The 23,330-nt window shown below is 49.8% G+C and carries 18 protein-coding genes and 3 pseudogenes; 9 read left to right on the forward strand and 12 right to left on the reverse strand.

Going from position 1 to position 23,330, the window contains the following annotated elements; translation table 11 throughout:
• The 3 genes from O71_RS22540 to O71_RS24565 form a co-directional block, all read left to right on the forward strand.
• Nucleotides 1-139 (forward strand): DUF3703 domain-containing protein (locus O71_RS22540; protein WP_155800591.1); only part of this gene is annotated, 139 nt, incomplete at its 5' end.
• 6 nt (nt 140-145) lie between these two features.
• Nucleotides 146-2,173: a heavy metal translocating P-type ATPase gene (locus O71_RS05995; protein WP_007654342.1), complete on the forward strand. Its 2,028-nt coding sequence runs from the start codon at nt 146-148 to the stop codon at nt 2,171-2,173.
• Nucleotides 2,174-2,790: 617 nt separating this feature from the next.
• The gene (locus O71_RS24565) at nt 2,791-3,387 is read left to right on the forward strand and encodes an arsenic resistance protein (protein WP_007654347.1); all 597 of its coding nucleotides are present in this window, start codon (nt 2,791-2,793) and stop codon (nt 3,385-3,387) included.
• Nucleotides 3,388-3,509: 122 nt separating this feature from the next.
• On the opposite strand, the gene O71_RS06005 is transcribed toward O71_RS24565, so the two are convergent.
• The 4 genes from O71_RS06005 to O71_RS06020 all read right to left on the reverse strand — a co-directional run bounded on the left by O71_RS06005 (nt 3,510) and on the right by O71_RS06020 (nt 6,049).
• Nucleotides 3,510-4,103 (reverse strand): hypothetical protein, encoded by a 594-nt coding sequence (locus tag O71_RS06005; RefSeq protein WP_007654348.1) that lies wholly within the window; start codon nt 4,101-4,103, stop codon nt 3,510-3,512.
• A gap of 5 nt (nt 4,104-4,108) precedes the next feature.
• Nucleotides 4,109-4,798: a tyrosine-type recombinase/integrase gene (locus O71_RS06010; RefSeq protein WP_192811640.1), complete on the reverse strand. Its 690-nt coding sequence runs from the start codon at nt 4,796-4,798 to the stop codon at nt 4,109-4,111.
• 85 nt (nt 4,799-4,883) lie between these two features.
• Complete coding sequence (locus tag O71_RS06015; protein WP_007654350.1) at nt 4,884-5,399, reverse strand: integrase; 516 nt, start codon at nt 5,397-5,399, stop codon at nt 4,884-4,886.
• 293 nt (nt 5,400-5,692) lie between these two features.
• Nucleotides 5,693-6,049: a hypothetical protein gene (locus O71_RS06020; protein WP_007654352.1), complete on the reverse strand. Its 357-nt coding sequence runs from the start codon at nt 6,047-6,049 to the stop codon at nt 5,693-5,695.
• A gap of 267 nt (nt 6,050-6,316) precedes the next feature.
• On the opposite strand from O71_RS06020, the gene O71_RS06025 reads away from it, so the two are divergent.
• Nucleotides 6,317-6,733: a BrxA/BrxB family bacilliredoxin gene (locus O71_RS06025; protein WP_007654354.1), complete on the forward strand. Its 417-nt coding sequence runs from the start codon at nt 6,317-6,319 to the stop codon at nt 6,731-6,733.
• 77 nt (nt 6,734-6,810) lie between these two features.
• Here the strand turns inward: O71_RS06025 and purD are convergent.
• Nucleotides 6,811-8,104: pseudogene (gene purD / locus O71_RS06030) on the reverse strand (phosphoribosylamine--glycine ligase).
• Between the two features lie 235 nt (nt 8,105-8,339).
• Nucleotides 8,340-10,520 (reverse strand): DNA helicase RecQ, encoded by a 2,181-nt coding sequence (gene recQ / locus O71_RS06035; protein WP_007654359.1) that lies wholly within the window; start codon nt 10,518-10,520, stop codon nt 8,340-8,342.
• Between the two features lie 67 nt (nt 10,521-10,587).
• Between recQ and O71_RS06040 the strand changes: the two are divergent.
• Together O71_RS06040 and O71_RS06045 are read left to right on the forward strand one after the other, a co-directional pair.
• Nucleotides 10,588-11,557 (forward strand): annotated as a pseudogene (locus O71_RS06040) (SIS domain-containing protein).
• A gap of 2 nt (nt 11,558-11,559) precedes the next feature.
• Entirely contained in the window at nt 11,560-12,636 is a 1,077-nt protein-coding gene (locus O71_RS06045; protein ID WP_007654362.1) for a mannose-1-phosphate guanylyltransferase, read from the forward strand.
• Between the two features lie 99 nt (nt 12,637-12,735).
• Here O71_RS06045 and rlmB read toward each other — a convergent pair.
• The 5 genes and pseudogenes from rlmB to O71_RS06070 all read right to left on the reverse strand — a co-directional run bounded on the left by rlmB (nt 12,736) and on the right by O71_RS06070 (nt 18,501).
• Nucleotides 12,736-13,580: pseudogene (rlmB, locus tag O71_RS06050) on the reverse strand (23S rRNA (guanosine(2251)-2'-O)-methyltransferase RlmB).
• Complete coding sequence (locus O71_RS21470; RefSeq protein ID WP_155800594.1) at nt 13,553-14,443, reverse strand: GWxTD domain-containing protein; 891 nt, start codon at nt 14,441-14,443, stop codon at nt 13,553-13,555. The pseudogene rlmB and the gene O71_RS21470 overlap by 28 nt, the downstream one beginning before the upstream one ends.
• Nucleotides 14,404-14,814: a hypothetical protein gene (locus O71_RS06060; protein ID WP_007654367.1), complete on the reverse strand. Its 411-nt coding sequence runs from the start codon at nt 14,812-14,814 to the stop codon at nt 14,404-14,406. The genes O71_RS21470 and O71_RS06060 overlap by 40 nt, the downstream gene beginning before the upstream one ends.
• Nucleotides 14,815-14,904: 90 nt before the next feature.
• Nucleotides 14,905-17,862, reverse strand: a complete 2,958-nt coding sequence (locus O71_RS06065) for a DUF2723 domain-containing protein (protein WP_007654369.1) — start codon at nt 17,860-17,862, stop codon at nt 14,905-14,907.
• Between the two features lie 129 nt (nt 17,863-17,991).
• Nucleotides 17,992-18,501, reverse strand: coding sequence for a T9SS type A sorting domain-containing protein (locus tag O71_RS06070; RefSeq protein ID WP_237717726.1), 510 nt, complete (start codon nt 18,499-18,501; stop codon nt 17,992-17,994).
• Nucleotides 18,502-19,359: 858 nt separating this feature from the next.
• Here O71_RS06070 and O71_RS06075 point away from each other — a divergent pair.
• The gene (locus tag O71_RS06075; protein ID WP_007654373.1) at nt 19,360-19,698 is read left to right on the forward strand and encodes a hypothetical protein; all 339 of its coding nucleotides are present in this window, start codon (nt 19,360-19,362) and stop codon (nt 19,696-19,698) included.
• A gap of 246 nt (nt 19,699-19,944) precedes the next feature.
• Here the strand turns inward: O71_RS06075 and O71_RS06080 are convergent, their stop codons facing one another.
• Entirely contained in the window at nt 19,945-20,694 is a 750-nt protein-coding gene (locus tag O71_RS06080; RefSeq protein ID WP_007654375.1) for a biotin--[acetyl-CoA-carboxylase] ligase, read from the reverse strand.
• Nucleotides 20,695-20,743: 49 nt separating this feature from the next.
• On the opposite strand from O71_RS06080, the gene rsfS reads away from it, so the two are divergent.
• Nucleotides 20,744-21,118: a ribosome silencing factor gene (gene rsfS / locus O71_RS06085; RefSeq protein ID WP_007654377.1), complete on the forward strand. Its 375-nt coding sequence runs from the start codon at nt 20,744-20,746 to the stop codon at nt 21,116-21,118.
• A 71-nt stretch (nt 21,119-21,189) separates the two neighbouring features.
• On the forward strand, nt 21,190-23,325 hold the full coding sequence (gene ftsH / locus O71_RS06090; RefSeq protein WP_007654379.1) for an ATP-dependent zinc metalloprotease FtsH: 2,136 nt from the start codon (nt 21,190-21,192) through the stop codon (nt 23,323-23,325).
• The last annotated feature ends 5 nt before the right edge of the window (nt 23,326-23,330 follow it).

Consider the following 23,330-nt stretch of genomic DNA (forward strand, 5'->3'; position numbering starts at 1 on the left):
TCTGTTGGTAGGTGGGGTAAAGTCCTGGGCCGGAAAGATACCAGTGGGCAACACAGGCGGAGCCAATGTTCCGCCCCTCAGGCCAATGCCAATCCCGAATGACTTAAAGCGAATCATAGAATCTGCTGTTAACCATTAGAATATTATGAATAAGAGCAATAGTACATCAAAAAGCATAGAAGAGGATTTTAAACCATTGGAGATTACCTCTCCCAGAACTGCGGAGGCTCCTGGACCCAATGTCGGTGCGGAATGCTGCGCTGCGGATGGCAAGACCAAGCAGGCTGGTGCTATGGAGCATGAGCATGCCGAGGAGGAGGCAAAGTCCTCCTACATTCCAACGGCCATCAGCCTTGTGCTGCTGCTGGGAGGCATTCTGCTGGATTACCTCGACACACCTTGGTTCTACGGATATGTGCGGCTCGTAACCTATGGCATAGCCTACGTGCTGGTTGGCTGGCGCGTAGTATGGCATGCCATCAAGAGCCTTAGGAGCAGCTTCTTCAACGAGTTCTTCCTGATGAGCATGGCCACCCTGGGAGCCTTCTACATAGGGGAATACGCCGAGGGCGTGGCCGTGATGCTGTTCTATGTGATTGGAGAGCATTTTCAGGAGGCGGCCGTGCTGCGCTCCCGGCGTTCAATCAAGGCGCTCATCGACAACAGGCCCGACGAGGTGGGGCTGGTTACCGGGAAAGGCATCGTCACAGTGAAGGCGAAAGAGGTGCAGATGGGCGATGTGGTGCAGGTGAAGGCCGGTGAGAAAGTGGCGCTGGACGGGGAACTGCTCACCGAAAAGTCTGCATTCAACACAGCCGCACTGACAGGCGAGTCAAAACCTGACACGAAAAAGCAAGGCGAGACGGTATTGGCAGGTATGATTAACCTGGACCGCGTTATTGAACTGAGGGTCACCTCTGCGTATGATAACAGCGCCCTTTCAAAAATACTTAAGCTGGTAGAGGAAGCAGGCAGCCGGAAGGCCAAGACGCAGCAGTTCATCACCAAGTTTGCCAAGGTATACACGCCCATCGTGTTCTTCCTCGCCATTGGCCTTGTCTTTATTCCTTATTTCTTTGTGGAGAGCTATGACTTCAACCAGTGGCTCTACCGGGCGCTGATATTTCTGGTAATCTCCTGCCCTTGCGCCCTGGTTATCTCCATCCCGCTCGGCTATTTCGGTGGCATCGGGGCAGCCTCACGCAACGGACTCCTATTCAAGGGGTCTAACTTCTTGGACCTGATGACGCAGGTAGACACGGTGGTGATGGATAAAACGGGTACGCTGACCGAAGGTGTGTTCCAGGTGCAGCGGGTGGAGACGGTACTACCCAAGAAAGAGTGGTTCCTGTCGGCTGTGGCTGCGCTGGAGAGCAAGTCCACGCACCCTATCGCACAGGCCATTGTCTTGGAGGCGGGGCAGGCGTACCAGCAGCACGAGGTCAGTGAGGTGGAGGAAATCTCGGGCCACGGTCTAAAAGGGAGTGTTGACGGCAAGCTTCTACTGGTTGGTAATGCCAGGCTTCTGGATAAGTACAATGTGCCGTATGACCCTAGCCTGAAGGAAATTGTGGAGACGATAGTGATAGTGGCCGTGGACGGCACCTACGCAGGCTACATCACCATCGCAGACAAGACAAAGGAAGACGCACCGCTCGCCGTAAAGAGAATGCGGGAGCTGGGGGTGAAAAGGCTGGTGATGCTCTCCGGGGATAAGGACTCCATCGTCCAGGAAGTGGCAGCCGAGCTGAAGTTGGACGCGGCCTATGGCGGACTGCTCCCGCAGGACAAGGTGAGCCATGTGGAGAAACTGAAGGCTGAAGGCAGAACGGTAGCCTTCGTGGGCGATGGCATCAACGATGCGCCCGTGATTACGCTCGCCGACGTGGGCATGGCCATGGGTGGCCTTGGTTCAGACGCGGCCATTGAGACGGCGGACGTGGTGATTCAGATGGACAATCCCGCCAGAATCGCTACCGCCATTAACATCGGGAAAAAGACAAAGCAGGTCGTCTGGCAGAACATTGCCTTGGCATTCGGGGTGAAGGCCATCGTGCTGATTCTGGGGGCCGGAGGGTTGGCCACCATGTGGGAGGCTGTCTTTGCCGACGTGGGCGTAGCCTTTCTGGCTATTCTGAATGCCGTGCGTATTCAGCGAATGCATTTTGACTAATCCAGCATGTGGTCCCTTAGCAGAGACCAGCTTTTTGCGGGTGTAGCCAGTGCAAGAGAAAGGTTTTAGAATGCGAAAATTAGCAACAGCCTGCCCTGCGATTAGCATCAACGTTGCCAATGCCCAACATGACCGACCGGTATAGGTATAGGCGGCATCCTGGTAGGGTATAGAATTGTTTTGTTAGATTTGCAGGGCAACGCCGCCTGCCACTCATGTGGCTTGATAGTATCATAAGATTATTGATAGCGAATGAGCCTGCTCAACAAACTCCACACCCTCATTATACTAGCAGCGGTTTTGCTTGGACTGCTCCTTGCGCAAGTGCCATTCGTTGCTGCGCACGCAGCAACGTTCATCATACCGTTCCTGATGCTGATGCTCTATGGCTTGTTCCTGGCAATGCCACTGCAAGGGCTAAAACAGGGCTTCATGCACAGAAAGTTTGTGACTATAAGCCTTCTATCAACTTCGTGTGGACACCGCTGCTGGCGTACCTCTTAGGTTATGTGTTCCTGTCACACCAGCATGCGCTTTGGATTGGGTTCGTCATGCTTATGGTGACACCCTGCACGGACTGATATATCATCTTCACCGGCATTGCGAAAGGCAACGCGGTGCTCTCGGCTTCCATCCTTCCACTCAACTTGTTGCTGCAGGTAATCTTGCTGCCCGTTTACCTGCTGTTGTTCTTCAACCAGACAGGCATGTTGCCGGTTGGTGCTTTGCTTGAAAGCATCGTACTGGTAATTGCCGTGCCCTTTGTATTTGCCCATGCAACAAGGCTTCTCATGCTCCGGTCAGGCAAACAGGGACTTTTCGAGGAACAGCTCCTCCCGACATTTGAGTCAGCCCAAATCTTTTTCTTGGGATTCGCCATCATGGCGATGTTCGCCTCCGAGGGAGGTGTGCTGGTAAACAACCTAGAGGTAGTGTATGTCATGCTGGTCCCTTTGCTGCTCTTCTTTGCCATCAACTTCATCATTGGTCGACTCGGCAGCCACTGGGCGAGGCTCAATTACGGAGACGGAGCGAGCCTGAGCCTTACCACCCTGGCCAGAAACTCACCCGTAGCGCTAGCGATAGCCGTTGCAGCTTTCCCGGATACACCGCTCATAGCGTTGGCGCTGGTAATTGGTCCTCTGATAGAGCTTCCCATCTTGGCCATAGCCTCTCATATCCTGCTGCGTGCAAAGGGAAGGCTGCTTAACTAACAAATCAAGTGGCAAGAGTAGTGTCAGCGTATTTATTTTACTGTACCCGCAAAATGCCCGGGAGGCGGTACTCATAGTACTGCCTTCCGGGCAAACAACAAATGTGAGATAGTTTTTAATGACTACAACTGGCCTTGCAGAGCCTCCCGCAACTTCTTCTGGTTCGGAATGTACTGATACTTCTCCCGAAACTCGTCATCGACTATGAGAGTACGCCCTAGCACCTCCTCGTACTTTCGGCAGAAGTCTTCCTCCAATACAAACTTGGCTATCCCGGGTAATTCGAATGCCCTCAGATAGCCACCACGTTTATGGGTCCAGTTGTTGACTGTGGGCTTGGTTACACCAAGAATGTCAGCGATGGTCTGAATTTTATAGACTGGCTGTTCAAAATTAATGGCCCTACCTTTATTCTTCTTTATTGCCAGCAACCTCTCAGTTATCACTCTGTCAGTTATTCGAAAGAGCTTATCGAGTCCTTTCTGAATGAGCTTTAACTCCTCCTCATCTGAATGCTTACCACTTCTGAGTACCAGCCGTTGGTCTGCCCAATCGCTCATCATCCATTCTACCTCCTTCAACTCAGCGTCTGTGGCCTCTGCGCACACGGTAAGTAAATGCGAGTATGGCCGTAAACTTCCTTCGAAGGCTCTGAGGATTCTACCAACTTGGCGTTCACGAACCTCTTTGTTATCTATTTCAGTTAAATATCCCATATCTACTACATAAGAGCTTTAGACCACGCTTCAACACTTTTATTGGCTGTTACCTGCTCTGATATTCTCACATACTTTTCGAAGTCCGTACTATTGAAACTGTGACCACTTATTGTTTTTACCTCGGTCGGAGTCATTCCTAGCATGAGAAGGTTAGTTATTCCGCTGCGTCTCATACAGTGACTACTGATGAACTTCTCCTTGGGAACGTACTCAACAACCTGCTTACCACGCTTCCACCGAACCCGCTTAAAGTCCTTCTCCCAGTCGTTACCTACTATATTTAGCTCGTTGGATTGTTTTAGCTCTTTCAGGTGCGATTTGAACGCAGCCGCTAAATCTTTTAGGTTCTCATTGAACTTCACACTGCTGATTGGTGGAAGTAACGTCCTGTATTTCTTCCTGTACCGCTTGATAATTTCTACTCCTATTGGGTTCAGCCTTACTGTGAGATTTTTCTGGGTCTTACCCACCAACGTGTTAATATAATGCTCATCACCTATTACCAGCAAATCATTATCGGTTAAACTCAGCAGGTCCTCTACCCGGAGACATGTGAAGGCTCCTATTAGAAAAATATCCCTTGTCCGGGTCAGCTTATCGCTCTCAATCTGCATGTTGTGTAGTATCCTGATTTCATCAGCATACATGACCAGTATTTCGATTTTCTCTTTCCACACCTTCCAGTTCTTCATATTGATTGGGCTATTTATGATGCCCCTGTCAAAGCACCAGTTCAGCATGGTGTTTATAATCTTTACTGCCTTTCCGGTGTGATTATCAAAGCTTTTTAAGGTCCGTCCAGTAGTACTCGCAGAGCGCATGATAGAACTTGTCATTGATATCTTCCCAGTTAAGGCTATAGACCTTGTTGAATTTATGAAGGTTGGCCAACGTGGACTTATAGGACTTTATAGTATTCTTTGCATACCGCTTGTTATCCCGGGTCAATTTTACTCCTGACTCACAATCATCAATAAATTTTTGGAAAGCCTCCAAAAAAGTGAGAGGCCTTGACACTACCGGTGCGGACGGCAGCACCCCCTTCTTTATGTATACGGTAAGCTGCTTAGCAGTTAAGTCAGGGTAATTGTCTAACGCTGCTTGTACCTTCTTCAAGGTATCCTTGATGTGATTGTTCTTGCCTTCGATGTCGGACAAGCCGCAAGTCTTGTTTAGAAGACCGTTTGCGTTAAGTTTGTCCACCCTGAATCCACATGGTATACGGACATGTTCACGGAATCTGGACGCATAAATGTACACACTGCCTTTGTAGATGATGCTCTTTGCTAACATTGCTCTTAGAGGTTAATGGCGTCTGTTCACCACAGAATTCACCACATATTTGTAAATTTCACCACAATATTGGAAAGAAGCAATATTTTGTAAAGTCTGAAAAATGTATTCCTAGTCGAGTAGCAGATATTTTCACATTTTTGTAAAGCATACTGTATAGTTCGTGGTGGTCCCTTCGCGACCACCGAAAAGGCCTCTCAGAGAAATCTGAGAGGCCTTTTTCTTTTATGCCGTACCGTAGCAGGTACAAGTTGATTCTTTTCTGTTTGCAAGTCTTTCTGCCAGCAAATTTTCTAAGCAGCCATACCCTCAGGCAACGGAAACTTCTGCTTTAACTGCTCTAGCTCGCTCATGACTTTTCCGCTTACTTTAAAACGTACATGGTCTTCATAGAGCTCATCCCAATGCACGAATATCTGCCAGGTCTGACTACCACTAAAATTCTGAATCTCAGCCTCCGTCATATCACGCACAAAAAATGCATCCAGCGTAACGTCCTCTTCACGCATGGGCACGTGAATATAGGTGCGATCACAGTTCAGAATTTGGATGAGTTCGGCAGGTCGCTCATCGCTGGCAGGCATGTAAAAGTAGGCTACCTGATGGAGCTTTTTAAAGCCGGAGGGATGTGGGTAAGGGTGTGGATACATAATCTGGTCTTAAGCCAATGATCGCGCAATATCCCGGACAGCCATGCACGACGAATATAACTTTACACAAAGCACACCGGAATATCAGTGTATACCCTACTTCTTTACCTTCTGTTTAGCTAAAACGCATATTCTCAAAACTATACAATAAGATATATTTTAAGTTCCCTATTCAGGCTATACTTCTGATCTGTAGCCTTTCTGCAGAATTATGATTAATTTTGCAGTATCAATTATCTTTTAATTTTAAAGCCGATAATCATGGGAATGTATCCTGAATATATGGTCGCCCCGATCCGCGAAGACCTGACCTCTGCAGGCTTCGAACAGCTGATGACCGCAGAAGAAGTAGAGCAGGTGCTTTCGTCAAAAGAAGGTACTGTGCTGGTTGCTGTGAACTCAGTGTGTGGCTGTGCCGCTTCTAAAGCGCGCCCTGCCCTTAAAATGGCTGTTGCCTCCTCTGAGAAGCGCCCAACTAAAATGATCACTGTATTTGCAGGTATGGAGCAGGACGCTGTGGCCAAAGCACGTGAGTTTATGCTGCCGTACCCACCCTCTTCTCCTTCTATCGCCCTGTTCAAAGACGGCGAACTGGTGCACATGATCGAGCGCTACCACATTGAAGGTAACGAGCTTAACCGCATTGTAGACAACCTGCAGGGCGCTTTCGAGGCTTACTGCTAAGCTCTCCAAGATTACCTCAACAAAAAGGCCGGTGTTTATCGAAACACCGGCCTTTGTTTTTATCAGGTATAGCCAGCCTAGTGCATAGGCTGCTTTGCTAAATCAAATCCTATATCACGGCGATAATAGCGGTCAGTCCAGTTAATCGCTTCAGCTGCCTTGTTGGCTTTTGCGAGCGCTTCTTCCATGGTGTTGCCCAGGCCAGTTACCGCAATCACACGGCCGCCGTTGTTCACGATCTTATCATCTACACGCTTCGTGCCGGCGTGGAACACCAAAGTGTCGGAATCTACCTGCCCCAAGCCTGAGATCTCCTTGCCTTTGTCAAAGCCTTCCGGATAACCACCCGATACCAGGAATACAGTGGCGGCAGTACGCGGATCTATTTCCAGTTTAAAATTACCTAGTTTGTGATCGTGCAAAGCCAGGAACAGCTCAAAGAGATCTGACTTGATGCGCGGCAGAATAGCCTCTGTTTCCGGGTCGCCCAGTCGCACGTTGTACTCGATCACGTAAGGGTCGCCGTTCACGTTCATCAGGCCGATGAACAGGAAGCCGGTATAATCCAGGTTATCGGCTTGCATACCGCGGATAGTTGGTTCGATCACACGGTCGCGTATCTTTCTGCATGAAAGTTTCATCGGCAAACGGTACAGGTGAAATTGCGCCCATACCTCCTGTATTCAGCCCGGCATCGCCTTCGCCTATGCGCTTGTAGTCTTTTGCCTCCGGAAGTAGCACATACTCCTTGCCGTCCGTCAAAATAAACACCGACACCTCTATACCTTGTAGGTACTCCTCGATCACCACTTTACTGCCTGCCTTGCCGAACTTATGGTTACGCAGCATAGCCTCCAGGCTGTCAATCGCTTCTTCAAAAGTTTGTGCGATGATCACACCTTTTCCAGCCGCCAGACCGTCAGCCTTAAGCACCACAGGGTAGCTGTGCGTACGCAGGTATTCCACGGCATCGCGGTAATTTGCCTCTGTAAAGGTCTCGTAGCGTGCTGTCGGGATATTGTTCTTCTGCAGAAAGGCCTTACAGAAATCTTTGCTGCCCTCCAGCATGGCACCCAGTTTCTTAGGGCCCACCACCAGCACATCGCGCAGGAAATCCTTCTCCTGAAAGTAGTCATGTATGCCTTCTACCAGGGTATTTTCCGGTCCAACTACTACCATCATGATGTTGAAGTCCGTCACAAACTTGGCCACTTCATCGAAGTTGTGAATATCGATAGCGCAGCTGGTGTGAAACTCGTCCGTGCCCGCGTTTCCGGGTGCAACAAATATCTGCTCGGCGTATGGGCTCTGGCTCAGTTTCCAGGCAAGTGCATGTTCTCTTGCGCCAGATCCTATAATCAATACGTTCATAGTCTAATTGCTAGTTGCTGGTTATTAATTGCTGCTCTCAGCATTACCAAAAGCATTGTTGCGAAGTTATAAATTTATAATGCGCAGTGCAGCACAATTCAACGTTTTTACTTTTACCGACTGTGCGTATACATTTCTAAAAACGAAAAGACCGCTGTAAAATACAACGGTCTCTCCACATTAATATTCTTATTGCTAATCCGGATCAAACAATCAGCAAGTAACAATCAACAATTTAGTTAGCATATTCCGACAGGAACTTGATGCGCATCAGGCGTACATCCTCTTCGCTGTAATCGTCTGTGCCAAGCTCCTTGAGCGCCACCGCAATATTATCGGTGCTGGCGTTCATAAAGTAGTCATAGATCTCGTCCTGGCGCTCATCATCCAGAATATTGTCGATGTAATAGTTCAGGTTCAGCTTTGTGCCTGAATAGCAAATGTGCTCTATCTCCTCGATTAGCTCCTGCATGGTCAGGTCTTTGGAAGAGGCGATCTCCTCCAGATCCACTTTCTTGTCTATCTGCTGGATGATATAGATCTTGATCTTCGACTTGTTCACGGTGGTCTTCACCACTACGTCGGCAGCCGTCACTATATCGTTATCCTCTACATACTTGGTGATCATGTCCAGGAACGGCTTACCGAACTTCTGCACCTTGCCCATACCTACGCCCGCAATGTGCGCCAGGTCCTCTTTGGTGGTTGGGTACACGGTCGCCATCTCTTTAATGGATGGGTCCTGGAACAGCACGTACGGCGGCAGACCTTTCTCTTTTGCCAGCTTCTTGCGCAGGTTCTTCAGCATGTCGAACAGCACTTCGTCGTGCCCGGCTGAGGCTTGTGTCTCCTCTTTCTCTTCGTCTGCCTTTACCTCCTGCTCATAATCATGATCTTTGGTCAGCTGGATCGGGTGCGGATTTGAGATAAAGTTCAGGCCCTTTTGCGTGAGCTTTACAATACCAAACTGCTCGATGTCCTTCTCCAGGTACTCTGACAGCAACACCTGGCGCAGCACAGAGCTCCAGAATTGTGCGTCGTGCTCTTTGCCCGCGCCAAACACTTCCAGTTGATCGTGCTCGTAGCTCGTCACGTGCTGGTTGCGCAGGCCTGTGAGCACTGCTGTGTTATGATCGATGCTAAAGCGCTCTCCCGTCTGCTGTATCGTCTTCAGGGCCAGAAGCACTTCATTCTGTGCCTCAAAGCGTTCCTTCGGATGCAGACAGTTGTCGCAGAAGCCACAGTCTTTTTCGTAAGCCTCTCCAAAGTAATGCAGCAATTGCTTACGGCGGCACACGGCTGAGTCGGCGTAAGCGGCCATCTCCTGAAGTAAAAGCTTGGAGTTGTCGCGCTCCGTTACCGGCTTGTCTTTGTTGAATTTCTCCAGCTTGATGATGTCATCGTAGCTATAGAACATGATGCAGTTACCTTCCAGACCGTCACGACCCGCACGGCCTGTCTCCTGGTAGTAGCCTTCAATGGATTTCGGCGTGTCGTAGTGGATCACAAAACGCACATCCGGTTTGTCGATGCCCATACCAAAGGCGATGGTCGCCACGATCACGTCGGCCTCCTCATTCAGAAAAGCATCCTGGTTGGCCATGCGTATGTTGGAGTCTAGGCCGGCATGGTAAGGCAGAGCTTTGATATCATTCACGCGAAGCAGTTCCGCGATCTCTTCTACTTTCTTGCGACTCAGGCAGTATATCACACCACTTTTGCCTTTGTGCTTCTTTACGTACTGTATAACCTGCTTCTTGGTGTTGTGCTTGGGACGCACCTCGTAGTACAGGTTCGTACGGTTAAATGACGATTTGAACACCGAGGCCTCGTCCATCTGCAGGTTGCGCTGAATGTCGAGCTGTACCTTAGGAGTAGCCGTAGCGGTCAGGGCGATGATCGGCAGGTTGCCGATCTGGTCGATGATGCCCCTGATGCGACGGTACTCCGGACGGAAGTCGTGTCCCCACTCAGAGATACAATGGGCCTCATCTATGGCTACAAAGGAGATATTAGATGCACGCAGAAACTCAACCGTTTCTTCTTTGGTCAGTGATTCCGGCGCTACATAGAGCAGCTTCACTTCACCGGCCAGGGTTTCCTTCTTCACTTTGTTGATCTCCGACTTAGAAAGCGTGGAGTTCAGGAAATGGGCATTCACCCCGAAAGCGTTCAGTTGATCCACCTGATTTTTCATCAGGGCGATCAGCGGCGAAATAACGATGGCAGTTCCCGGCAGCGATAGGGCAGGCAGTTGGTAGCACAACGACTTGCCAGCACCGGTCGGCATAATCACAAAGGTGTTCTTTCCGTTGATAATATTGTTTATTATCAACTCCTGATTCCCCCTAAATTGATTATACCCAAAAACTTCCTTTAATTTGTTTTTGAGATTGATCTCCTGTTTGGTAGACATGTAATAAATCAGAAATTTAACTGTAAAGCAACGTATCCCCTTAGGATACCTTTAACACAAATTTAAATTGAATCTTCTTAATAATATAGCCCTTACAGCAAAAAAAGTATTGGCCGATGAGGCTGAAGCTATCGCCAGACTGGCGGATTTTATCGACGAAGGCTTTGAAAATTGCGTCAAAGCCATTCTGAACATCAAAGGGCGTGTCGTAGTGACGGGTATAGGCAAGAGCGCCAACATCGCCGGCAAGATCGTCGCCACCCTTAACTCCACCGGAACCCCGGCACTCTTTATGCATGCTGCCGACGCCATCCACGGTGACCTTGGCATGATCCAGCCCGACGATTTTGTGATCTGTATCTCCAAGAGCGGTAACACGCCTGAGATAAAGGTACTTGTTCCTTTGCTCAAACGCAAAGTGCCCAACTGGCGGCTCTTGTTTCGAGCACAGATTCATATCTGGCCCAGAGCGCTGATTTCGTGCTGAACGCTCCGTAGAGCGCGAAGCATGTCCGCACAACCTGGCCCCTACGACCAGTACCACGGCAGCACTGGCGCTCGGCGATGCCCTGGCGGTGAGCCTGCTGGAGGCCCGCGGCTTCAGCAGCGCCGACTTTGCCACGTTACATCCGGGCGGCTCGCTGGGCAAGCGCCTCTACCTGAAGGTAGATGATATTTTCCGCCAGAACATGGCGCCACAGGTTTTAGAAAACGCCGCGCTGAAGGATATTATCATCGAAATATCGTCTAAAAGGCTGGGTGCCACTGCTGTGGTAAAAGAAGGAACAGAAGAATTGGTGGGAATTATAACTGATGGCGATTTACGCCGTATGCTGAACAAATATGATTCAATAGACGGTATACGCGCTTCAGATATCATGACGGCATCTCCCCTCTCCATAGAGCCCGAAACCTATGCGGCTGAAGCGCTGGCTATCATGCAGCAAAAAAACATCACGCAACTTATTGTCACTAAATCAGGTAAATTCGAGGGCTTTGTGCACCTCCACGATTTGCTGAAAGAAGGACTCATATAGACATGAACGAAAACACTTACGTGGTTATCATGGCAGGCGGCATCGGTAGCCGCTTCTGGCCATTTAGCCGTACCGATTTCCCAAAGCAGTTTCATGATGTACTTGGCGTAGGCGAAAGCATGCTCCAGATGACTATGAACCGTTTCAAGGACATCTGCCCACCCGAAAATGTATACGTGGTGACCAACCGCGACTACGAAAACCTGGTAAAAGAGCAGCTGCCACAGCTGAGCGACAACCAGATCCTGCTCGAGCCGATCGGTCGCAACACTGCTCCCTGTATCGCTTACGCTTCGTACAAAATAGCACAGATCAACCCGAATGCTAACCTCATCGTGACGCCTTCGGACCACGTGGTACTGAAGCAGGATGCCTTTACCAAGGTCATCAAAGAGGCCGTGGAAGCCGCCGACAGCGATGACGTGCTCATCACACTCGGCATCACCCCAAGCCGCCCTGACACAGGTTATGGCTACATCCAGTACATCGACGGTGAGTCTCAGGGCATCAAAAAGGTAAAAACCTTCACAGAAAAGCCGAACCTGGAGCTGGCACAGATGTTCCTCAACAGCGGCGACTTTGTATGGAATTCCGGTATTTTTATCTGGAATGTGCAGAGCATCATGAGGGCCTTCAAACAATACCTGCCTGAAATAAGCGAAGTGTTTGAAGAAGGCGCTTCTTATATGCATACGCCGGAAGAACCTAACTTCATCGTGAAAGCTTACTCCCATTGCCGCAACATCTCGATCGACTATGGCATCATGGAGAAAGTGGACAATGTGTATGTGGTACTGGCTGATATTGGCTGGTCGGACCTGGGTACCTGGAACTCGCTCTATACCATTAACGAGAAAGATGAGACCGGTAACGTAGTGGATGGCGATGTGATGCTCTACGACACTAAAAACTGCATCATCAAAACTCCAAAGGAACGCCTGGTAGTACTACAGGGGCTGGAAGGCTACATTGTGGCTGAGCACGACAATGTGCTGATGATCTGCCGCCTGGACGAAGAGCAGAAAGTAAAGGAGTTTATGTCGGATGCCAAATCGAAAAAAGGCGCTGAGTATATCTAACAGACTAAACTTTTATACCTGCTAAGGTATAGATGTAGTAACAAGAAGGGGAACGCTGCTATAGCGTTCCCCTTCTTTATTGACTTCTGCTAAGACGCCTTATCTCGGCTCAAAAGTATTCAGGTTAGAGTAGCCTGTATCACGCAGGCGCTGGCTCATGGCTTCGTACAGAATAATGCCTGTTGCCACGGATACGTTAAGCGAACCGATCTGCCCAAGTAATGGAATGCGCAGCTTGGCATCAGCACGCTTGAGGTACTCCGGCGATATACCGTCTTCCTCGCTGCCCATGATAATGGCAGTCGGGCCTACAAAGTCAACTGTATTATCGTTCAGGTTATGCTCTGTTTTTTCTGTGCAGGCTACAATCTGTACCCCATAGTCTTTCAGGTAATCGATCGTATTCTTCAGATTCTGCTCACGGCACACAGGGACCAGGTGCAGGGCTCCGGCCGAGGTTTTGATCGCATCGGCATTGATCTGAGCGCCTCCCCTGCTAGGTATGACGATCGCATCTACTCCCATACACTCCGCGTTACGGGCAATAGACCCGAAGTTACGCACGTCTGTGATGCGGTCAAGTATAAGCAGCAGCGGGCTCTTGCCCTTCTCGAAAAGTGAGGTCACGATCTCATCCAGCGGCATGTAGGTGATCGCAGAGATCAAGGCAACTGCTCCCTGGTGATTTTTGCGGGTCAGGTTGTTTAGCTTCTCAATCGGTACGCTGGCGACAGGTATGTCATGCTTTTTGGCCAGGTCGAGCAGTTCATCCACATTGGCATTGCGGGCGCCTTCTGTACAAAGATCTTCTCCAGCACCTTTCCGGCCAGCATGGCCTCGATTATAGGTCTGAGACCAAAGATCATTTCCATTTTATCCTCCTTCGGAGTTCTGGGGCCGCTATAACGGTTGCCACCTACAAATTTATTATTCCTGCTCTCCATCTTGCTACAGTGCTGTACCAGTTCTCCTCGTATTCACGATTCCGTACCAGCTCAAAGTGATTTTCGGTAAAGTTATTCTCTTTTTTTGTAAATACGAACTTGACGTATGGTGTCGCCTCTGATTCACGGTAGATCCAGGTTTCTGCATCGGGGCTGGTGCTCACGTTATGAGGCTTGCCATAAATGATGTAGATCATACCACGATCAGTGGCCCAGCCAGGCTTAAATGAGGTATAGAGCTTGTTGGCTGTCTCGACGCGGGTATAGTAGGCGCGTATCAGCTCACGGGCCAGCTTCTTGTCCTTGGCTATTTTCAACCAGAAGCCATCCACAGCGGCTTTCTGATCCTGGGTGCTGTAAAGCGCTTCCCGCTCAGTTGATGTGGTCAGGTAAATAAGCGGGGTGATCATGTCCTGTACCCGGGTGACCAGCGGGTAAGTGCCTCCCTGCACCACTAGCCCCTGTGTAGCACCTGACGCAGTGCGCAACAGGTATAGCCCTTCCTGATCTAATTGAAAGGTATCCAACACAGCCAATGGCTGCGCACCTCCCGTCACCTGAGGCACTTCAGGTAAGCTCTCTGCCCGTGTTGACATTGGAGGCAGAGCAGGCTGTAGCGTGTAATTTGTCTGTTGTACCGTAAACGTGGCCGTGCCGCTGGTATCACTGTGCTGCCATAGGTATAGGCTGTCAGAAGTGGTGGCAAAACCTCGTAATACCGGAGCATTTGTGCGCACGTGCAGCAGCATAAAATCTTTTCGCAGCATGTCGGGTCGCAGTGCCAGTCGGTGAGATATACCGAGGCGCTCCTGCCCGGCTAGTTTCATCCAGAGCCGCACCTGCATCGTATTGCCTGCCGCCACATAACGGCAGGCACGGTTACCGGCACCTCCAGTGTTCCGTTTGACAACACCTTGTACTGCGGCAGCACCTGCACGGTGTCTCGCAGCAGAAGCATATCCCGTTCGGTACTGCCCGAGCGAATGGTGAAGTCCACGCGGTCAGCTGCCTGTGTCAGGTCGAGCAGCTGCCGAAGCTCATCAAACCGAAGGATCAGGTGCAGACTATCAGGAGTGCTGTAGTAGCCGTGCTGCAATACCACCTCGGGCTGCTCAGCTCTTGGGGCAACAGGTGCGGTATCACGGTACATCGGCGCATAGGCAATGTCGGAGCTGCCGCAAGAAGAGAGGAGCAGCAGGACTGACAGGCAGGTAAGAAGACTTATCTGTTTCATTAGCTTGAAGATAAAGCAGGCACCCGAAAATAGCAAAAGCCGAACACAGAAACGGGTTCGGCTTTTGTACTGTTTAACTCTCTATTTTGTTTAACGGCGCATGCGTTGCAAATATTGCACAAACACATCCTGCAGTTCTTTTGCCTTCTGCTCTTCGCCGATGGCCTGCGCCTCGCCTATAAGCTGCTGCATGATAAACAGGTTCGTCTGTATCTCCATGTCAAACAGAGCACCTTTTTCAAGGTAATAATCCACTGACTCGCGTGAATTTTTGGCCATGTCCTCCCACAGACTCCTTGCACGCTCCTCTTCACCCAGATCGGCCATGATAGAGATAAATTGCGGCGTATAGTAGTCGTAAGGGATTGTGCTTGGCGGCAGCTGCTCGAAGCAGTAGTCCACAATCTCCTTGGCACGGGCATTGTCACCGCTCATCAGATATTCTGCGGCCAGCTTACCGAACTTATCGCGGGCATTGGCTGCGAAGCGGAAGTAATTCTCGTCGTAGAAGATGCTCGGATCGTTGAAGTTGCGGAAGCGGAACTTCTTCATCATGTTCTCATACATGAGCTCCTTGTTCAGGAAGCCCGGCATGTCTTCACTGCTCACCTTAACTGGCACCACGCGGTAAGCGAGACCCTCCAGCTGGAAGTATTCGGAAAGCCCCATGAAGTCAGCGCTGTTCACCGTAGTGGAGAAGTATACAGGGCGGTTCCACTCGTTTGTGGCCAGCAGGTCCAGTATGATCATGTGCTTCTTCTCGAGCAGTGATTTGTTGATGGTCCACTGCATACGGTCCGAGATCTGATCCTGGTAATCATCTGCCACAAAGCCTGCCTGTGCAACCTTATCGGTATCAACATTCAGGAAGAAGTTTTTAGTAGGGAAGCTCAGCAGCGTACTGCCGCTTCCTGCCTGCACCTGTAGCGCCGGGTGGTTCTGGCGGATCAGGCTCACAAACTGCTTCAGGTCTATACCTGCCGCTACCTGCTGCCGCTCTACGTAAGGCAGGTAGTCGTTCGTTCCCTGGCGGTAGTTTTCGTTCTCAAGTGTCAGCGGCCACGGATCCGACTCGTAAGCCTGGCGCTTCATCTGGTCGATGTACCAGTCGGTGTTCAGGTAGCTGAGTACGGCCACACGCACATCGGTACGGTAACCTTCCACTTCCTGTGCATACCACAGCGGGAAGGTATCGTTGTCGCCGTTAGTAAACAGGATGCCGTTAGGCGCCACTGAATCCAGCAGGTTTTTAGCAGAGTCTACAGAGTGGTAACGGTTAGAGCGGTCATGGTCGTCCCAGCCTTCGGCGGCCAGTATACCTGGCACTGCCAGGCCGATGACGGTGGCAATGGCTCCACTAGTCGTCACATTGCGCAGGCCACGGTTAAGCAGCTCGGCTATACCCAGCACACCCAAGCCGATCCAGATTGAGAAGGCATAGAACGAACCAGCGAAGGTATAGTCACGTTCACGCGGCTCTATTGGCGGCTGGTTCAGGTATAGGGCAATGGCTATACCTGTAAAGAAGAAGAGCAAGCCTACGATAAAGGCATCGCGCTCATTCTTGCGTATCTGGAAGATCAAACCGATGATACCGAAAACAAGTGGCAGCAAATAGAAGGTGTTACGCGCCTTGCTGTTGGCTACCCGGTCAGGCACGCCATCTGTTGGCTTGCCAAACCACAGTACGCCGGCCTGCTGCACATCACTTTCACGCCCTACGAAGTTCCATAGGAAATAGCGCCAGTACATGTGGCCCAACTGGTAGCGCAGCAGGAAGCTCAGGTTCTGGCCAAAGGTCGGCGCCTGCCCCTCCCGAAGGTCTACCCACTTCTTATACTCCTGCAGGTGCTGCGGATTGTCGCTGTAGATACGCGGCAGGAGTGTCTTGTCTTTGCTGTCATATACAGTTTCCAGCTTGCGGCCGGTTACCACATATTTGTCTTTGCCCTTCACGTAACGTGGCGCTCCCTCTTCCTGTGAAACCGGCTGCGCATTGTACTGCGGCCCGTAAAGCAACGGACGGTCACCGTACTGCTCACGCTTCAGGTATGATACAAAGCTCAGGATATCCTGCGGGTCGTTTTCGTCAATGGTTGGGTTGTAAGAAGAGCGGATCGGAATCATCATGTATGAAGAGTAACCGATCAGGATGAAAGTGAAGCACAGAATGGCTGTGTTCAGCACCCGAATGTTATGTTTAATAGAGTAGCGTATACCATAGATGATGGCTGCTACCAGCAGGATCACAAAGAAAATGATGCCTGAACCGAAAGGCAGGCCCAGTGAATTTACGAAGAACACCTCTACATTGCCGGCCAGCGAAGGCAGGCCAGGTATAATGCCCCACAGAATGGCGATCACGATCACGGCACTGATGAGGAAAGCGATCAGGCCACCCTTCCAAGTCGGTCTGTACAAGCGGAAGTAATAAATAAAAGCCAGCGCAGGTATAGCCACCAGGTTCAGCAAGTGGGCACCAATCGAGAGTCCTATCAGGTAGGCAATCAGGATCAACCACTTGTCTGACAGGGACTCACCCACCTTGGATTCCCAACGCAGCATAGCCCAGAACACAATGGCCGTGAAGAATGACGACATGGCGTATACCTCTGCCTCAACTGCTGAAAACCAGGCTGAATCGGTGAAAGTATAGGCGAGTGCGCCAACGGCACCAGCACCCATGATCAGCACCGTCTGGCCTTTGGTAGGCGCTACTCCCTCCTGCTTCACCAGCAAGCGACGTGACAGGATAGTGATGGACCAGAACAGGAACAGTACTGTGAATGAGCTACTCAGTGCGGATAGCAGGTTTACCCACCAGGCCACCTGTGTTGGGTCACTGGCAAACATGGAGAAGATGCGGCCTACCAGCAGGTAGAAAGGTGCCCCCGGAGGGTGCGGTACTAAGAGTTTGTAAGAACAGGCGATGAATTCGCCCGCATCCCAGAAACTGGCAGTAGGTTCCAGCGTCAATACATAAACGGCCGTCGCGATCAGAAACACGAGCCAGCCAACGAGGTTGTTTATCTTGCGATAATCCGTCATAGCAATTCTAAAATATTCAGTGTCGAAAATACTAAATAAATCGGTGCCTGCGCACCTTTGGCGAGTCAGCAATAAAAAAAAGCCAGTCTCTCAACTGGCTTTTGCTATTATAACGGGTATAGCTCCCTTTTATTTCTGGAGGATCAAACGCTTCGTTTCTACCGTTTTATCGTTCACGAGCAGGCTGTAAAAATAAACACCGGCCGGGTATCCTGTCATATCGAGAATGAACACATTGGAGTGCGTCACCGGCAACTCGTGTGTTTCCATTACCTTACCAATCGTATTCGATATCTTCAGCTTATAGTTCTCGGCCATACCTACCTGCGACAGCGACACACGGGTGATACCACGTGAGGGATTCGGGTAGGCGTTGATTGAAGGAGTCTGACGCTCCGGCGCTGGCATAAAAGCCATATAGGAGCTGATCACAAACTGTGAAGAACCAGCATAAGCCGTCTCAGTCAGGAATAATCCCCTGTTCTTGTTTGCAGTATAGTTCTTAACCCACGAAGCAGTCCTGGCATTCTCAGCACGCACATTCGCTTCAGCTTTCTTCTCAGGTATGGCTTTCCAGGCCGAGGCACCCCCGGTATTCACGGGCAACACGCCCGCCTCCTTCAAGCGACCGTCGGCCATTACACTGTATGCTGCTAAATGCGTTACCGCAAAAACAGCCATTATTATCATTTTTGTAAAAGTTCTCATATATCACACCTCGCTTTTCTAAAGGTCCTGGCCACTAGCTGGCAGGATGTCAAAGATATACCAAAATATAGTAAATAGAAAAAATCTAATTAAAAAATACAGCATACTATAGAAAAAGCTATACCTCCGTTTTTCTCTGTTTTGGCTCTACACATTCAATATCAAGAACCATGCCTTACCATACTGTTTGCACAACCATGACCCTACATCAGGGCCAAGGGTTGCATCCCATCCTGCTACTTAGTTTCCAAACGCCTTGTGTTAGGATGGGCTGAATTGAACAATAAACAATATCTGGCTTCATCATAAACCCCGATAGCGATATTACAATTATGCTATATTAACCAATACATTTCGGTAATGCATTGCTTGATAATTGACGCCTAAATACCAACCTCACAAACTCAAAGTGAATCTATAACGATAAAAGGAATCTGATTGAACAATATGAATATATCTACAAAATGTGCAACTCAGCAACCACCATCCCGTTACATTAAAAACAAACAATATTTTGGACTAATCCCCATGCCCAGCATGGCATTAACTAGCCCTATATTTTTAACAAAAATAGTTTGTGAAGACGCTACATGCGCCTTGGACCTGATTGAACAACTATACCTAACGGCACTGATTTAAAAAATAAAGTCGGTGAGAAATATGGCAGATTAAACTGAAAAAAACATTAAGAAATGGACCACTATTTTTAGTGAATGAGCTCAACCATCTCTGCTCAGATTAGTTAAATAAATATAAGGAAAGCTTAACCGAAGAGAGGACAAGACATGTATGAAAAAGCTACTCCTACTTGTATGCATCCTGTATGGGATAGTCCCACAGACACAAGCCCAGACAGGCACCTATAAAGGCATCGGCACTATCGTGTTTGAGGCTGGTGCACCACTTAGCCTGATCAAGGGCACATCAGAGTCCGCCAATGGCCTGATTGATCTTGAGACAGGCAAATTCAGATTTGACGTTCCCATCACTTCTTTCAGGTTTCTCAACTCCCTTATGCAGGAGCGCTTCAATGACAAGTACATGCAGAGCAGTCGCTACCAGAAAGCTACATTTGTAGGTAGAATTATAGATAAAGGCCCATTTCAGCCAAGGGGGAGGCTAAAGTAACCGCTACAGGCACTCTGACCATCCACGGTGTTGCAAAGAAGAGAACCATCACCGGCACACTCGTTCAGAGCGGTAACACCTGGCAACTGCTGACCGACTTTCCGGTCAAACTAGCTGACCACCACATACAAGCGCCAAAGCTAAGCTCAGGCTATGGCGCCAGCACCATGAATGTTTCGCTCAAGATGCCCCTCTCGCCCACTACCCCTGATCCGCAGCAGATCGCAGCCGCTAAAAAGCTCAGCATCAAATAATGTAAGCGACTTCTTTGAAACCAAAGTAATGAAGTTCACCGTCGATCTGCAAGGCCAGACGACCATCCTCATCCACGCCCATGATCCGCCCCTGTACCTGCTCAGCACCAATTTGGTAGCCATGCTCCTCCTGATAGCGGTACAAAGCCTGCAGGTACTCATACTTCAACTTGTCTGTTCTTCCACTGCGAAGCTCCAGGTACCGTTTTTCGAGCAGCTCGAGCAGCCTGTTCACCAATCTTTTCACATCAAGTTGCGTACCTACCTCGGCTGCCAGCGAAGTGGCCGTGCTGATTCCGAAATGAAGCTGGTTTACGTTTAAACCAATCCCGACAATACTGTGTTGTATGGATTGACTACTAACTGTATTTTCAATCAGAATCCCGCCAAGCTTCCTGTCCTCAAAGTAAAGGTCGTTGGGCCACTTGACCCGGGCATGCCCCAGTCCCTGTTCGCGCAACAGGTCAAGCACTGCCAGCGATACCGCCATATTGAGGTAAAACTGGTGCCTGACAGCCAGAAAAACAGGTGACAGAATTACAGAAAGTGTGATATTTTTACCGGGAGCTGCCTCCCAGGTATTGCCCCGCTGACCGCGACCATGCGTCTGCTCGTCAGTAAGCACCACACAGCCCTCTGTGGCTTCATTTTTGAGGAGTAGCTGCTGGGCCTCTGAGTTGGTGGATTTACAAACCGGCAGAAAAAACAGCTGCTGGCCCATAAACAGCGTATTAGGCAACATAGATTAAACAGAATTTAGTACTTTTGTAAATCAAATTTAAGTAGTACAAATGAAAGAAACCAAGGCTGAGGCCAATTCAGACATATTGGCAGAGCTTGTAGTAAAAGGCATGCAGGAAAAGAAAGCAAGCGATATCGTCATTCTTAACCTGAAGTCACTCAAAAATGCCGTATCTGATTACTTTGTAATCGCATCTGCTTCATCAGACACACAGCTGGACGCTATTGCATCGTCTATCGAAGAAGAAATATACAAAGCAACACGCCAGAACCCGTGGCAAAGTGAGGGGCGCACCAACAAAGAGTGGGTCCTGCTTGACTACGTGGACGTGGTAGTGCATGTATTTTTGAAAGACAAACGCGAGTTTTACGCTTTAGAAGAGCTGTGGGGCGACGCAGGCATCCGCCGTATTGAAGATGCCTAAGCTTAGCAGGGGCTCCCTAAAACAAAACCGGGCAGCTCTCTGTATTTCATGTATCCTGAAACAACATATTCATGGCTGAAAAGAATAATAAAGGAAATAACAATAAGAAGAAGAAGCCGATGATACCTCCAACCCCTCCACGGCCTACAATGCAGCTGTGGATGCTGGCGGTACTAATCCTGCTTATTTTCGGACTCACCTGGCTCAACAAGAGCAACGCCTCTGTAGAAACTACGCAGCAGAACTTTGAGGAGATGCTGCTGAGCAACGATGTGAAGAAACTGACCATCGTGAACGGCAAAGTAGTAGAGGTATACCTGAAGGATGATGCCCTTCAGAACGAAAAGTACAGCCGTGAGCTGTCCAGTCGTGGCACCTTAGGCAGTATGGACCAGGGTCCGCATTACCACTTCACCATCATCACAGCAGAGTCTTTCAAGGAAGATTACGAGAAGCTGCAGGCTAACATCCCGCGCGAGAACCGTGTGCCTTATACTATTGAGACACGCACCGGCTTTGCTGACTTCTTCTTCCAATGGGGCTTCCTGATCCTGTTGCTGTTTGGTTTCTGGTTCCTGATGCGCCGTGTAACAGCCGGTGGGGCGGGTGGCCAGATCTTCAACATTGGCAAGTCCAAAGCTGCGCTGTTTGACGCGGAGAACAAGGTAAAGATCACGTTCAAGGACGTGGCTGGCCTGGAAGAGGCAAAAGAAGAGATCCAGGAGATCGTGGAGTTCCTTAAGAATCCAAGCAAGTTCACGATCCTGGGTGGTAAGATCCCGAAAGGTGCTCTACTTGTAGGCCCTCCAGGTACAGGTAAAACATTGCTTGCGAAGGCGGTGGCTGGTGAAGCCGACGTGCCTTTCTTCTCGCTGTCAGGTTCTGACTTTGTGGAGATGTTCGTAGGTGTGGGTGCAGCCCGTGTGCGTGACCTGTTCAAGCAGGCCAAAGCCAAAGCACCTTGTATCATCTTCATTGACGAGATTGACGCGATTGGTCGTCACCGTAGCCGTGGCGCTACACCGGGTGGCAACGACGAACGTGAGAATACACTGAACTCCCTGCTGGTTGAGATGGATGGCTTCGCGACTGACTCAGGTGTAATCATCCTGGCAGCAACCAACCGCCCTGACACCCTGGATTCGGCCCTGCTTCGTCCCGGACGTTTTGACCGTCAGATCAGCATCGACAAGCCGGATATCAACGGCCGTACCGAGATCTTTGACGTGCACTTGAAGCCGCTTACCCTGTCTGCTGATGTAGATGCCCGTAAGCTGGCTGCTCAGACGCCAGGTTTTGCCGGTGCCGAAATTGCCAACGTGTGTAATGAGGCTGCCTTGATCGCTGCCCGTCGCAACAAAAAAGCAGTTGACCAGGCAGACTTCAACGACGCCATTGACCGTGTGATCGGTGGTTTGGAGAAGAAGAACAAAATCATCTCTCCTGAGGAGAAGAAGATTGTTGCCTATCACGAAGCGGGTCACGCGATTGCAGGCTGGTTCCTGGAGCACGCCGATCCGTTGGTAAAAGTGAGTATTGTTCCACGTGGTGTAGCTGCACTGGGTTATGCGCAGTACTTACCAAAAGAGCAATTCTTGTACACGACTGAGCAGCTCATCGACGAGATGTGCATGGCCCTGGGTGGACGTGCCGCGGAAGAGCTGGTATTTGGCAAGATCTCGACAGGGGCTTTAAGTGACCTGGAGCGTATCACCAAGATGGCTTACAGCATCGTGACGATGTATGGCATGAACAGTAAGATCGGTAACGTTTCTTTCTACGATTCGAAGCAGACAGATATGGCCTTCAACAAACCATACTCTGAAGCTACTGCCGAAACCATTGACAACGAAGTACGCAATATCATCGAGTCGGCTTATATCCGCACCAAGCAATTGCTGACGGACAAGGCACGAGAACTGGAGATAGTAGCGCAGGAGCTGTTGCAGAAAGAGATCCTGTTCCAGAGCGATCTGGAGCGACTGGTTGGCAAGCGTCCTTTTGATGCGCTGACTACCTACCAGGCACACACGGCCGGTACCGATCGTAGCAAGACGAAGAGCGAAGTGAACCAGGAGCAGCATCCAATCGAAGTGGGACAGACGGAGCACCCTGAGCAGAACGGACAGGGAAGTGTACCCGGAACCCCGATCCAGAACGATGCTTCTTCTGACCCGAACGACAACATCAATTCCAGAACAGCTTGATAACA

The organism is Pontibacter sp. BAB1700 (assembly GCF_000277005.1).
GTDB lineage: Bacteria > Bacteroidota > Bacteroidia > Cytophagales > Hymenobacteraceae > Pontibacter > Pontibacter lucknowensis.

Excerpts from the sequence above, each read along its gene's own strand:
- O71_RS06010 (WP_192811640.1), bottom strand. The coding sequence starts at position 4,798 with ATGAAGAACTGGAAGGTGTGGAAAGAGAAAATCGAAATACTGGTCATG.
- rsfS (WP_007654377.1), top strand. The coding sequence starts at position 20,744 with ATGAAAGAAACCAAGGCTGAGGCCAATTCAGACATATTGGCAGAGCTT.
- O71_RS06005 (WP_007654348.1), bottom strand. The coding sequence starts at position 4,103 with ATGGGATATTTAACTGAAATAGATAACAAAGAGGTTCGTGAACGCCAA.
- O71_RS05995 (WP_007654342.1), top strand. The coding sequence starts at position 146 with ATGAATAAGAGCAATAGTACATCAAAAAGCATAGAAGAGGATTTTAAA.
- O71_RS06070 (WP_237717726.1), bottom strand. The coding sequence starts at position 18,501 with ATGGCCGACGGTCGCTTGAAGGAGGCGGGCGTGTTGCCCGTGAATACC.
- O71_RS06065 (WP_007654369.1), bottom strand. The coding sequence starts at position 17,862 with ATGACGGATTATCGCAAGATAAACAACCTCGTTGGCTGGCTCGTGTTT.
- O71_RS06025 (WP_007654354.1), top strand. The coding sequence starts at position 6,317 with ATGTATCCTGAATATATGGTCGCCCCGATCCGCGAAGACCTGACCTCT.
- O71_RS06075 (WP_007654373.1), top strand. The coding sequence starts at position 19,360 with ATGAAAAAGCTACTCCTACTTGTATGCATCCTGTATGGGATAGTCCCA.
- recQ (WP_007654359.1), bottom strand. The coding sequence starts at position 10,520 with ATGTCTACCAAACAGGAGATCAATCTCAAAAACAAATTAAAGGAAGTT.
- O71_RS06060 (WP_007654367.1), bottom strand. The coding sequence starts at position 14,814 with ATGAAACAGATAAGTCTTCTTACCTGCCTGTCAGTCCTGCTGCTCCTC.
- O71_RS06020 (WP_007654352.1), bottom strand. The coding sequence starts at position 6,049 with ATGTATCCACACCCTTACCCACATCCCTCCGGCTTTAAAAAGCTCCAT.
- O71_RS06015 (WP_007654350.1), bottom strand. The coding sequence starts at position 5,399 with ATGTTAGCAAAGAGCATCATCTACAAAGGCAGTGTGTACATTTATGCG.
- ftsH (WP_007654379.1), top strand. The coding sequence starts at position 21,190 with ATGGCTGAAAAGAATAATAAAGGAAATAACAATAAGAAGAAGAAGCCG.
- O71_RS06045 (WP_007654362.1), top strand. The coding sequence starts at position 11,560 with ATGAACGAAAACACTTACGTGGTTATCATGGCAGGCGGCATCGGTAGC.
- O71_RS06080 (WP_007654375.1), bottom strand. The coding sequence starts at position 20,694 with ATGTTGCCTAATACGCTGTTTATGGGCCAGCAGCTGTTTTTTCTGCCG.